Origin of the sequence: Bifidobacterium bifidum ATCC 29521 = JCM 1255 = DSM 20456, from assembly GCF_001025135.1 — a bacterium.
GTDB classification, from domain to species: domain Bacteria; phylum Actinomycetota; class Actinomycetes; order Actinomycetales; family Bifidobacteriaceae; genus Bifidobacterium; species Bifidobacterium bifidum.
Map to the genome: position 1 here is coordinate 858571 of NZ_AP012323.1, position 12202 is coordinate 870772.

The window sequence follows — 12202 nt, forward strand, 5'->3', positions numbered from 1 at the left end:
TGGTCCATGCCTATAAACCCACCCCTCAGTCTCGCTTCGCGAGTCAGCTTCCGCCGGCGGGAGCAAGTACCCGCCCCGCGCTTTGCGGCCCATTTCACAGGGTGGATTTCACGCCGCCTCTGGCACGCCATCGATTCACACGCTAGTCTGGTACGCGGCAATAAGGAGGATAGGATACATGACAGACGCACGCCACATCGAGGCGCAGATCTACGAACGGCTCAACAAAGTCATCGACCCGGAGCTCGGCCGCTCCATCACCGATCTGGGGATGATCGCCGCAATCAACGCGGTGGGCGCCACCTCCCAGGGCGACGGCGACGTGCCGTCATATGACGTGACCGTGCATGTGGAACTTACGGTCGAGGGCTGTCCGCTGTCGCAGACCATCACCAATCAGATCAACGGCGCAATCGTCTCATATCCCGACGCGAAGCTCACCCCGCACATCGAGGTCTCATCCATGAGCCATGACAAGCTCGCCGACCTGGTGGCGGGTCTCAAGGCGGAGCGCAAGCAGAATCCGTTCAACAAACCGGGCGTCAAGACGCGCATCTTCGCGATCGCCTCCGGCAAGGGCGGCGTCGGCAAATCATCGGTGAGCGCCAATCTGGCGGCGACCTTCGCGGCGCTCGGGTACGACACCGCGGCCATCGACGCGGACATCTACGGTTTTTCGCTGCCGAAGCTGTTCGGCGTGCACACGCAGCCGACGAACCTCAACGGCATGCTGATGCCGGTGACCGCATGGGGCGTCAAGCTGATTTCGATTGGCATGTTCGCCGGTGCCGACCGTGCGATTCTGTGGCGCGGGCCTCGTCTGCAGCGTTCGCTGGAACAGTTCCTGTCGGACGTGTGGTGGGGGGATCCGGACGTGCTGCTGCTCGACCTTGCCCCGGGCACCGGCGACATGGCGATTTCGGTGGCTCAGGCGTTGCCGAACGCGGAACTCGTCGTCGTCACCACTCCGCAGCCGTCGGCTTCGGATGTGGCGGTGCGCTCCGGTCTGGTCGCATTGCAGGTGCCGATGAAAGTACGTGGCGTGGTCGAGAACATGAGCTGGTATGAGCATAAGGGCGAGCGACTGGAGATCTTCGGCGCGGGCGGCGGTCGGCGTGTGTCCGATCAACTGACCGAGACGCTTGGCTATGACGTGCCTCTACTCGCTCAGCTGCCGCTCGACCCCGATTTGCGCGAGGTGGGCGAGTCCGGCCGTCCGGCGGTTCTGAACGAGGACGGCGCACTGCGCTCGGATGTCCTGGGGCGCACGTTCCGGGAGCTTGCCGAGGGTCTTCTTCGCAGCGAATGATTCTCAATAAGAAAGGTGCGAGGATTGCGCACAAATACGCACAGTCGCACATTCCTAGGAGTGGCGGAATAGAGCCGTTTCTGTATATTTCATGTGCGTTTGGCCGGCAGCCGGACTCGCACCTTTCTTATTGAGAACCGTTCGCTGCGAGCCAGTAGTGCAAATGACGCTGCCGGTTGACGATGTCCCGGACCATCTCGATGAAGGCCCGCCTTGATTCCTCCGTCCGCAGGTCATCCGCGGTGACCATGATGATGGTCCAGCCATTGTGCTGCAGCTCGTTGAACCGCGCGGCGTCCTTGCGCATCTGCTCGGGGCTCGCATGATATGCGCCCTGATATTCGAATCCCACCTTGCAGTCGGGGTAGGCCATATCGATCAGTCTGGTTCCGTGCCTAAGCCTCACTCGGTAATTCGCATATGGCCTGCCGAGCCCCGAATCTAAGAGAATGCCGAACAGAGGTGTTTCGGGTGGTGAATCCGTGTCCTCGACGATGTACGGGAGCGCCTCCTCGCATTTTCTCTTCCCCGCGAAACGGGGGCTCGCGTCGAGGTATGCGGCGAAGTCGTCTTTCCTGGCCTTCTTCCTGCGTTCCTCGCGGCTGGCAAACGCCGAGGCTATCGTTGCCAGGGCTTCCGTGTCGCAGTAGGTTGCCATCTGCGCCCATGCCATGGCGGGGGAGGCCATCCAGAACCGTTCATATTCGTATTTGCAGTATTCCTCCTTTCCGGAGAACACATGGAATGTGACTCCGGCGATGTGATTGCGATCCTGTGCGCGAGGCACACTGACATGGACGCGATTCAACGCCAGATCGGTTTTCGGCACGGGAGCTCCCCAGTATCGTATGGCGTTGATATATCCGACCCTGAGCGGTCTCTTGGTGCGCATGGCGGCTTCATTGCAGCGTTTGTGTTCGTTCCGCCGCCCGTTGACTATATCCGTGTTCATGAATCCCATGGGGCAACGGTATGGAATGGAATGTGCCGATGGCAAGCGATTTCGGGGTATGTGGTCGAAGGCTAGGCATTTTTGGCATGTCTTCGGCGTGTTATCCACATTCCATGTATCAGCGAACGGTTCTCATTAAGAAAGGTGCGAGTCGGTTCTGCGGGCAAACGAACATGAAATTGATGGAAACGGCGTTATTCCGCCGATATGAGAAATGTGCGATTGTGCGTATCTGTGCGCAATCCTCGCACCTTTCTTAATGAGAATCATTCGCTGATACATCGGGGAGGAGGAAAGAGAAGGAGGGAGAAAAAGATGAGGAGGGGAAGAGAGAGGAAGAGATAATGGAAAAGCATCTATCAGATGTGGAAGTAGGAGCATCCTTTAGCGCGATGTCGGCGCAAAACGTTGGAATACCGCCATAAACGGCTTCATTTCGCCGTTTCCAAGGGTTTTTACATGACCTGTAAAACTGCTATCGCCAGCCATGTGCGGCTATTTCCGGTTAGGATAACTAGACCTGCGGCCGGGGCGCATAGCACTGGATCATGGAAAAAACCGATATGCGCTGCACACTCACATTCTTCGACTCCGCCGGCGAACTGCAACCGATCATGCTGACGGGCAAAACGCACGTCGTCTCCGCGTATGGCCACACCCAGACGCTCGCCCTCGCCATTCTTCGCGTTGCCGGCTCCGGGGCGTATGTCTAAAAACCCCGCGTGGGTTCCATAAGGGGCTATGCGTCCCCGAGCGCATGTCGTCGTGACTGCCGTGTCGTAGGCTCGTATCGTTTCGCCCACGCACCAATTGCGTCATTGCAGGTTGTAGATAATCGCGACCATGCCGAATACACACAAACCAAACTCACCAACCACGGCAATTGCCGCGGGCCACAGCCAATACGCGCCGCGATCATGCTCAATCGCCCATCGTGCGCCATCCAGTTCGTTCGGGATGACGACCGCGGCGAGCAGCAGCATCATGCCGAATGCTGCGGCGGCCTTCCCAATCCCCGATAAACCCTCAAAGGCAAGCATACCCAACAATGGCACACCCGGAGAGAACACCGCCAGACGACGTGCCAGACGGCCCTTCGCCTCGTCGCCCGCACGTTTGCGCAGGATGCTCCAAAACGCAAGACCCGCGACCAAAGCGGCACATACCATCGACGTGAGCAGACCTGGAATGATATTCGGGTACATGTCAGGGAAGTCCTCTCCCCAATCGGCGTGCTTCAACACCGGTTCGGTGAGCATGCCCGCCACACCCACCGGCATGAGCAACGCCGCCAGCAGACAGAACGGACGGCACCTACGGCCCGTGAACCCATTGACAATCAGAAGAGTGGATACATGCAGAGGGGTGCAGGAGCTGAACATGAGGACCACGATCCAGACGATGGGACCTCCCCAATCCCCCAACCAAGTGTCGTGCCAACGAACCCCGAACCACGACAGTATGGCCAGACTCGCACGCTCGTACTCGCCATGGCCGGTTAGGTAATACCATATGTTCGCCACATACACGCCGACATACCAAGCGAACAGCAGAACCGTCCGCCACGCCATGCCACGCACCGTCGCCGGACGCTCCCCATCCCCGCGTTCGGGAACGGTCGTGGCGAACATCGAGAACACGCCGAGCTCATTGGGCTCGTCGGAATCACGCCTCCTCCCGCGCCGGCACCCACCGGCCGAACCATCCTCGTCCGAACCGTCCATTCCACGGGACGACTCCAGAACGGGACCCAAATCCGAATCGTCATCCATCACCATGCGTTCCCCCACAACCTTCACGATGCCCTCAACCGGTTTTTCGAACATCATTGCTCCATTCGTTGTTTCTGTCTCATGGTTTTTCGTTCCACCCATTCGTCCAGCTCATCGTCGGTGATGTCGTACATGATTTGCAGCAGTTTCAGGCAGATGGTCACGTCGGCCATCTCCTCGGCCAGATTATGTTCCGAGTCGGGCCTGCCGCGCAATCGTTTGCTGACGGCCTGAATGAGTTCGGCGCATTCCTCCATGCACACGATGGACTGCTTGTCCCGTCCGAACCGTTCGACACTCTTGCACCAGACGGCGCGACGGTCGACCTGTCCGTCGCGCATACTGTCCACGATGAGCAGAGACTCCCGAAGCACGTCGGCGCGACCACGCCAATAACCAGAGCCTTCACTGGAGCCCGATACGCTTTCGGCCGAGCCAAGCTTGTCGATAAGACGCTCCCTAAGCCAATTCAGATTCTTCACCGCGCCCCTCCGTTTCGTCGAGTGTGGCGTGAAGCATCGTAGTCTCCTCACAGCATGTCTTCAAGTCCGTCGGTGACGGCGGCCAGGGCGCGGCCCAGCCCTTTGCCCATGACGGCCGCCTTCGCGCCGTACAGTCCGGTCAGATACGCGTACAGGCGGGTCAGGTCGGCGTACACGCACGCCGAACCCGCACCCTGGCCGGCCAGAACATCGTGGTGAACGGCCATCACCTAGCGCCGGGCATCCGAACGTCGCGGCAGGCCAGCCGGGTGCGACGGCGCCGCAACGCCGTTGGATCCTCGCGATGCATAGCCGCTGCTATGACGAAACCGAAGAGAACATCCGCATCCGAAAATGACGTCGCCGACCCCAAGGAAGCTCTACGTGCCCATCGAGCACCGCCCGCTACTGGGAGTGCCGGAGGCGGTCGCCCTGACCGGGCTGGACGAGAAGGTCATCCGACTGGCCATACGCCAAGGCAAGCTCATCGCCTGCTACGTCCATTCGTCGACCAAGCGCATCCGACGGCGTGATCTGGACGATTGGCTGTCCGCGTTGCCGGAACGGCCGCGATGACGAAACGGCCCCCGCGTGGTTCAAAACGAATCACGCGGGGGCCGTTCTTTGAAACACAACTAGACCATAACTAGACGAGCTATACTGGCAGAGTAAAAACCCAACCGGCAGTAGGGCTCAGGGGCTTCGCCTATCAGATGTGGAAGTACAGCTCGTACTCCAGCGGGGTCGGGGCCAGGCGAGCCTGGTCGATTTCGCCGCGCTTGAGGTCAAGCCAGGTCTCGATCAGATCGTCGGTGAACACGTCGCCGGCGGTCAGGAAGTCGTGGTCCTCTTCCAGGGCGTTCAGGGCCGCGTCGAGGGAGCCCGGCACCTGCTTGATGTTGGCGTGCTCTTCGGGCGGCAGCTCGTAGAGATCCTTGTCGACCGGCTCCGGGGGCTCGATGTGGTTCAGGATGCCGTCGAGGCCTGCCATCATCTGGGCGGAGAAGGCGAGGAACGGGTTGCAGGACGGATCCGGTGCACGGAACTCGATGCGCTTGGAAGCGGGGGAGGTTCCGGCCAGCGGGATACGGATGGCGGCGGAACGGTTACGGGCGGAGTAGACCAGCGAAACCGGAGCTTCGAAGCCCGGCACCAGACGGTGGTAAGAGTTCAGCGACGGGTTCGTGAACGCGACCACTGCGGAGGAGTGCTTGATCAGACCGCCGATGTACCAGCGGGCGATGTTGGACAGGCCGCCGTAGCCCTGCTCGTCGTAGAACAGCGGCTTGCCGTCCTTCCACAGGGACTGGTGGCAGTGCATGCCGGTACCGTTGTCGCCTGCGATCGGCTTGGGCATGAAGGTCACGGCCTTGCCGGCGAGCGCTGCGGTCTCGTGGACGACGTACTTGTACTTCATCAGGTCGTCGCCAGCGTGCTGCAGGGTGTTGAAGCGGTAGTTGATCTCCTGCTGACCGGCGCCGGCCACCTCGTGGTGGGAGCGCTCCAGCTGCAGGCCGACCTTCTGCAGGTTGGCGACCATGTCGTCGCGCAGGTCCTGGTAGTGGTCGCACGGCGGAACCGGGAAGTAGCCCTTCTTGATGCGGTTCTTGAAGCCGATGTTCGGGGTGCCGTCCTCTTCGGTGTCGACGCCGGAGTTCCACGGAGCCTCAATGGTGTCGACCTCGTAGAAGGAGCGCTGCATGGAGTTCTCGTAGCGCACCTTGTCGAAGATGAAGAACTCGGCTTCGGGAGCGAAGGAAGCGGTGTCGGCGATGCCGGTGGACTTCAGGTAGGCTTCGGCCTTGCCGGCGACCTGGCGCGGGTCGCGGGAGTACGGCTCGTCGGTCAGCGGGTCGACGATGGAGAAGGCCACGTCGAGGGTCTTGTGCTTGCGGAACGGGTCGACGAAGGCGGTCGTGACATCCGGGATCAGCTTCATGTCGGACTCGTTGATGGCCTGGAAACCCTGCACGGACGAACCATCGAACGGCATGCCGTCGGTGAAGGCGTTGTCAATGAATTCGCTGGCCGGGACGGTGAAGTGCTGCTGAACGCCGATCAGATCGGTGAAACGCACGGAGACGTACTCGATGCCTTCCTTGTTGATCAGTGCTTCGACCTCTTCAGGCGTGTGGGCGAAAATCTTATTCTCTGCCACAATCGCTCCTTTGTTCTTGAGAACTTGTTTGAGAACTTACAATCGACAAGTCTAGAAATGTGAGTTTCACGCGCTCGTCAATTGGGTTACGATTATGTTTCGAGATGGGCAACAGGCGGTGTAATCCGCGTTTTTCCAATGTTTTGGGATTTATGAAATTCGTCGCGTCTCAGTGTCGCGTTTCAAGTAGTGGACGGTCTGACGGTTGTCGGTCGGGACCCGGCCGGATATGGGAAAGCCCCCGCGGCGATGTCCCGCGGGGGCTTTCCCGATGTATGAATGATGCCGGTTCGGCGTGAGGTTGCCCGCCGAAGATCAGCGGCCTCGCATCGCGCGGCGGCTGACGTGCTGCATGCGCGTGGGATCGATGCCCTTGGGGATGCCCATGCCGTTCTTGGTCTGCAATGTGCGCAGACGGGCGTTCAGTTTCTCCAGCTCGGCCTTGGTGAGGATGAAACGCTCGCGCGGGTGGATCTTCGCCAGGAGAGCGTTCTTGTGGTGCGTCGGGCGGTACGCCTTGCGGCGGATGATGTTGCTACGCAGCTTCTTCAGCGGCACCTGACCCTGGCCGTTGCCGACCATCACACGGTACACGGGGATCTGCGAGCCGGCGGTGACGCTCTTGATGGACTGCTCCTGGCGGTCCATCGCGCGCTTGACGCGATCGTAATCGCCTTCACCGAGCAGGTAGATGCCGTTGTATCCGGTGCCGCGCCAAATGGCGTCCTTGGTGCGCGGATCCACCCACACCGGCTGCTCGGGGAAGTTGAAGCCGGCCTTGTTGATGTTGCGCAGCACGCTGATGGCCGCGCCGGTCTTGCCGTCGAGCTGCTTGTATCCGACCATGTCGGCGCGGCGGGTGAGCACGATGGTCGACAGCAGCATGCCGAGCATGATGGCGATGAGCATGAGGAACACCCACGTCAGCACCGTCCAACGGAATATGATGCCGAGGATGACGAACACGATCACGGGCACGAGGAACGCGCCGGCGATCAGCGCCGGAAGCATCTTGTCTTCCTTGTGCGTGTACTTGAAGATCGTTATGATCTGTTTGATCGTGCCCTGCTTCTTGGGCTTCGTCTGCTTGGTCTTCTCGTCCTTGCCTGCCATCAACTTCCTCGCTTGGTCTAGGGTGAACACACTGAGCGACAAGTTTACCAGCAGATGTGCCCTTCTGCCGACCATGAGCCGCCGCGTCGCTCGTTTCGTGGTGTCTTTATCGGGTGTGCAGCGGCCGGTCGTCGGCTTTGAGCAGCGTCTCGCCCAGCGTCTCGCTGAAGGTGGGATGGGGATGGATGAGACGCGCGGCGTCGGAAAGCGGGGTGTGGTTGCCGACGAGCTGTTCCGCTTCCGCGATGATGTCGGATGCGACGGGCGCGACCATGTGCACGCCGAGCACGACCCTGACGCCGGGCTGTTGCGCGCGGATGCCGCTGACGAGCGACAGAGATCCGCCGGAGTCGCTCATCATCATGCGGGCGTTGGACATCATCGGGTACACGGTCTCCTTGATATCGGAGAGGTCGTCGCGCTGTTTCGCGTCGGTCGCGGTCAGTCCGACGCTGGCGGCCTCGGGGTTCGAGAACACGATCTGCGGGATGGTGTCCTCATCGAGCGGCTTTGGATCGAGTCCGGCGATGGATTCCGCGGCGATGATGCCCTGCTCGAACGCGCGGTGAGCGAGCGCGTGCCCTTCGGTGATGTCGCCGACGGCCCATATGCCTGCGACCGGCGTGCGGCCGTATCCGTCGGTCGTGATGAATCCATGGTCGTCGACGGTCACGCCGGCGTCACGTATCCAACCGTCGGAGGTCAACGGATCTCGCCCGATCGCGACGAGCACGAATTCGCCTTCGGCGATGTGCTCGGTGGAGCCGCCGTCCTTGGCGCTGGTGTAGTGCACGAGGGCTCCCATGTTGACGCCGGTGTCGATGTGGGTCACCGTCGAGCGGTCGATGACGTCGATGCCGTGTCGTTTGAGCTCACGCGTCAGGGTCACGCCGGCGCGGCGATCCCATCCAGAGAGCACACGATCCTTGCGGATAAGCATCGTGACCTTGCATCCGGCGGCGTTCCACATGGAGGCGAATTCGGCGGCGATCGCGCCCGCGCCGATGATGACCGCGTTGTGCGGCATCGCCATCGACATCGCCCGCGTCGAATCGATGATCGCGCCACGGAACGGCTCGTCGGGCAGCTGCCGCGGGGCGGATCCCATGGCGAGCACCACATCCTGAGCGGTGATGTCGTAGGACGGGCCGATGTCTTCCGGCACGTCCGAGCGCACGGACCGTTGCACGCCCTGCCCGTCAGCAGATGCGGCGATGTGCACGGTGATGGGACGTGCCGCGCCGGTGATCGAGGCGACGCCCCGGAACACGGTGACGCCCCGATGGGCGAGCAGACCTGCCAGCCCTTGCGTCATCGTGTCGACGATGCGCTTCTTGTAATCGTGCAGCGTCCCGTAGTCGATGCCGTTGATGGTGGCGGAGATGCCCAGTTCGCCGGCGTGCCGGATGGAGTCGATTGCGTGGGTGGCGCTGATCAGCGCCTTCGACGGGATGCACCCGCGGTTGAGGCAGGTTCCGCCGAGCGTTGCGTCGCGTTCGATCATGGCCACGCGTTTGCCGAGCTCGGCCGCCCGCAATGCTGTGGAATATCCGCCGGGTCCACCGCCGATTATCGCGATGTCAAAAGCTTCACTCATGTTCGACTCCTTTGTGCTCGTACCAAAACCATCCCCATCGTAATACCTTACGCCCGCCGGCGGGCTGAGCTGTGGAGCAAATAGCAGGGCTGTTCGTGGGCCAAGAGCGAGCAAGGTGGGTGCTGTCTTGCCCTCGCTGGCGGCGGGGCTGTCGGGCGCAGCGAGACTGGGGTGGTTTCACGCAGCCTAGGGCATACAAAAAACGGCGCTCCCACTATCGGGAGCGCCGTCAGGAAAGCAGCAGGGCGGCTGTCACTTCGGCCAGTTGCCGCGCTTGGGGCTGCGCGGTTTGGGCAGACGCCAGCGGCGCACCTGAATCGCGCGGCTCCAGGCATACGATGCGGAGCGCGAGCCCTTGGCAACGGATGCCTCACCATACTTCTCGATGAGCTTCTTCTTCAGCTTGCGCCACATGACAGCCACGTCGATGATCACGGCAATCAGGTACACGTACAGCAGAATCATCATCGGGACCGACAGCTGCGGCGCGATGGTGGTGACGAGAATCGAGCCGAGCAGCATGACGAACGCAACCGGGATGAAGAACTCGCCGAGGTTGCGGCGCGCGTCGACGTAGTCGCGGATGTACACGCGCCACGGCAACCGTTCGGCCTTCGGCATGCGGTTGATGTCGCCGGTGCGCATCGCCTCATACTCTTCGTCCTCGCGCTTGCGGATCCGCTCCTTCGCGGCCTTGGCGCTGGCCTTGCGGTCCGGCGGCACCAGAGGACGCAGGTTACGCGCCTGCGCCTGCTTCATCTTGGGGGTCGGACGGCCTTTCCCGACGGTCTTGGCGGGCGATTCCTCTTCGACCGGCTCCTGGGCCTTGTCCTTCTTGAAAGGGTTCCATGTCATAATCCGTCAGAATACGGCCACGCCTCGACGCTGGAAAGCCGGGCGAACCGGTTACAATGGCAGCTGATATGACCATCTGTTCCAGGCCGGCCGGTTCGTGCCGGCGGGATGGATGATGACGAACGCAACAGTAAGGAGCATCATGACCGCAGTGTTTTCCGACGAGCTGCGCGCGCGGGTCGAAGCCGATTTCGGCCGCGTCGTCGATCTGCTGGGCCGTAAGGTCGCGCTGAAGTCGATTTCCGCCGAGGGCATCACCGCCGAGCATATGAAGCGGTCCGCCGAATTCGTAGCGGACGAGCTGCGCCAGGTCGGCATCGACGCGAAGGTCGTCCAATCGCGCAACCCGGATGGCACGCCCGGTGCATGGGAGGTCATCGGCTCGAAGATCGTCGACCCGCAGGCCCCCACCGTGCTGCTGTACGCGCACCACGACGTGCAGCCTGTGCCGGATCCGTCCGCATGGGACACTGACCCGTTCGTCGCCACCGAGGTCGGCACGCGCCTGTACGGCCGCGGCTCGGCGGATGACGGCGGCGGCATAGCGATTCACTCGGGCGCGATGAAGGCGCTCGGCGACGATCTCAAGGTCAACATCAAGGTGTTCGTCGAGGGCGAGGAGGAGATGGGCTCGCCGAGCTTCATCCCGTTCATCGAGGATCATCGCGACGAGTTCGCGTCCGACGTGATCGTCGTGGCCGACTCGGGCAACTGGTCCGCCGAGATTCCGTCGCTGACCACGTCGCTGCGCGGCAACACCTGTGTGGACGTGAACGTCAAGGTGCTGCACCATCCGGTGCACTCCGGCCAGTACGGCGGCCCCATCCTCGATGCGAACACGCTCGCCGTGATGCTCATCGCCTCGATGTACGACGCCAACGGCGACCTTGCTGTGCCGGGCGTGGCCGCGCAGGAGCCGGTCGGTGGCCTGCAGCGCGACCTTGACGAGGCCACCGTGCGCGAGGACGCCGGCATCGTCGACTCCTATCGTCTCGCCGGCACCGGTTCGCTCGCTTCCAGGCTGTGGACCAAGCCGAGCGTGACCGTGATCGGCTTCGACGCGCATCCGGTCGAGGGCTCATTCAACGTGGTCAGCCCCGAGACCACGTTCCGCCTGTCCCTGCGCACCGCGCCGAGCCAGCACCCGCAGGAGGCGCAGGACGCGCTTGCCGCGTTCCTGCAGGCACACGCCCCGTTCGGCGCCGAGGTGAAGGTCACCAAGTTGGAGAACGGCATGGGCTGGGCGATGGACCCGAACGCGGTCGCCACCAAGGATGCACTCGCGGCCATGGAGGAGGCGTTCGGCGTGGCGCCGATCAACAAGGGCGAGGGTGGCTCGATCCCGTTCATCCCTGAGCTGCAGCGCATCTTCCCATCCGCGCAGGTGCTCGTCACCGGCCCGGAGGATCCGAAGGCCAACGCACACAGCCCCAACGAGTCGATCTCGCTGCCCGGCTTGAAGAACAACATCCTCGCGGAGGCCCTGCTGCTCGCCAAGCTCGGCGAGTAAGGCCGGCAACTGCCCCCGTTTCCCCGGGAACAGGTTGGGTGGCATACCCGAAACGGGTATGCCACCGGTGTGCTGCGACGATGCGGTGCCCTCCGTTCCGGTAGCCGGCGGCGTTTTTTTCGGTTGCCCGCCGTGGCTCTTTTGGTGGTGCGGTGAACAATAGAGGGAATGAACACATACTCCGAACCGGATCATTTGACCGGCTATTGCGCCGATGCCAGAGTCGCCATCGTCGACAATGACGAGCGCGCCTTGGAGTCTGTAGTCTCGCTGTTTGCTGATCGCCTAACTCAAATCGATGTTATCTGGTCGACGACTGAGGGGTTGAGAGCAATCAAATCATGCAAGGAGCATGAGCTCAAGCCGGATCTGCTGCTTCTTGATATGTCATCGGAAGGCATCCAGGGGCCTTCGGTATGTCGTGGCATCCGTAGATTCGATGGGAGGGCCTGCT

12 protein-coding genes are annotated in these 12202 nt (G+C 61.8%); 4 read left to right on the top strand and 8 right to left on the bottom strand.

The annotated features are described in order from the left end of the window. The first annotated feature begins 178 nt into the window (after nt 1-178). Nucleotides 179-1309 (top strand): Mrp/NBP35 family ATP-binding protein, encoded by a 1131-nt coding sequence (locus tag BBBF_RS03390; RefSeq protein WP_021647981.1) that lies wholly within the window; start codon nt 179-181, stop codon nt 1307-1309. 127 nt (nt 1310-1436) lie between these two features. Here the strand turns inward: BBBF_RS03390 and BBBF_RS03395 are convergent, their stop codons facing one another. Then, the gene (locus tag BBBF_RS03395) at nt 1437-2261 is read right to left on the bottom strand and encodes a hypothetical protein (protein WP_033509510.1); all 825 of its coding nucleotides are present in this window, start codon (nt 2259-2261) and stop codon (nt 1437-1439) included. 563 nt (nt 2262-2824) lie between these two features. Between BBBF_RS03395 and BBBF_RS09800 the strand changes: the two genes are divergently transcribed. Next, nucleotides 2825-2974, top strand: coding sequence for a hypothetical protein (locus BBBF_RS09800; protein WP_154656930.1), 150 nt, complete (start codon nt 2825-2827; stop codon nt 2972-2974). A gap of 102 nt (nt 2975-3076) precedes the next feature. Here the strand turns inward: BBBF_RS09800 and BBBF_RS03400 are convergent, their stop codons facing one another. Genes BBBF_RS03400 through BBBF_RS03410 form a run of 3 tightly spaced genes read right to left on the bottom strand, consistent with a single transcriptional unit; the run spans nt 3077 to nt 4742 of the window. Next, nucleotides 3077-4135 (bottom strand): hypothetical protein, encoded by a 1059-nt coding sequence (locus BBBF_RS03400; RefSeq protein WP_145962175.1) that lies wholly within the window; start codon nt 4133-4135, stop codon nt 3077-3079. Then, nucleotides 4087-4515, bottom strand: a complete 429-nt coding sequence (locus tag BBBF_RS03405) for a nucleoside triphosphate pyrophosphohydrolase family protein (protein ID WP_021647986.1) — start codon at nt 4513-4515, stop codon at nt 4087-4089. The genes BBBF_RS03400 and BBBF_RS03405 overlap by 49 nt, the downstream gene beginning before the upstream one ends. A 47-nt stretch (nt 4516-4562) precedes the next feature. After that, on the bottom strand, nt 4563-4742 hold the full coding sequence (locus tag BBBF_RS03410) for a hypothetical protein (protein ID WP_021647987.1): 180 nt from the start codon (nt 4740-4742) through the stop codon (nt 4563-4565). Nucleotides 4743-4899: 157 nt separating this feature from the next. On the opposite strand from BBBF_RS03410, the gene BBBF_RS03415 reads away from it, so the two are divergent. Continuing rightward, nucleotides 4900-5091: a helix-turn-helix domain-containing protein gene (locus tag BBBF_RS03415; RefSeq protein ID WP_047937665.1), complete on the top strand. Its 192-nt coding sequence runs from the start codon at nt 4900-4902 to the stop codon at nt 5089-5091. Between the two features lie 133 nt (nt 5092-5224). Here BBBF_RS03415 and glnA read toward each other — a convergent pair whose 3' ends face one another. The 4 genes from glnA to BBBF_RS03435 all read right to left on the bottom strand — a co-directional run bounded on the left by glnA (nt 5225) and on the right by BBBF_RS03435 (nt 10238). Then, nucleotides 5225-6673, bottom strand: coding sequence for a type I glutamate--ammonia ligase (gene glnA, locus BBBF_RS03420; protein ID WP_003812616.1), 1449 nt, complete (start codon nt 6671-6673; stop codon nt 5225-5227). 315 nt (nt 6674-6988) lie between these two features. Continuing rightward, the gene (locus BBBF_RS03425; RefSeq protein ID WP_003819509.1) at nt 6989-7786 is read right to left on the bottom strand and encodes a DUF4191 domain-containing protein; all 798 of its coding nucleotides are present in this window, start codon (nt 7784-7786) and stop codon (nt 6989-6991) included. 106 nt (nt 7787-7892) lie between these two features. Continuing rightward, nucleotides 7893-9383 carry an FAD-dependent oxidoreductase gene (locus tag BBBF_RS03430; RefSeq protein WP_021647990.1) on the bottom strand — a complete coding sequence of 497 codons (1491 nt, stop codon included), beginning with the start codon at nt 9381-9383 and terminating at the stop codon, nt 7893-7895. Between the two features lie 252 nt (nt 9384-9635). Beyond that, complete coding sequence (locus tag BBBF_RS03435) at nt 9636-10238, bottom strand: DUF3043 domain-containing protein (RefSeq protein WP_003812622.1); 603 nt, start codon at nt 10236-10238, stop codon at nt 9636-9638. Nucleotides 10239-10380: 142 nt separating this feature from the next. Between BBBF_RS03435 and BBBF_RS03440 the strand changes: the two genes are divergently transcribed. Next, nucleotides 10381-11748: a dipeptidase gene (locus tag BBBF_RS03440; RefSeq protein WP_033509441.1), complete on the top strand. Its 1368-nt coding sequence runs from the start codon at nt 10381-10383 to the stop codon at nt 11746-11748. Nucleotides 11749-12202: the final 454 nt, after the last annotated feature.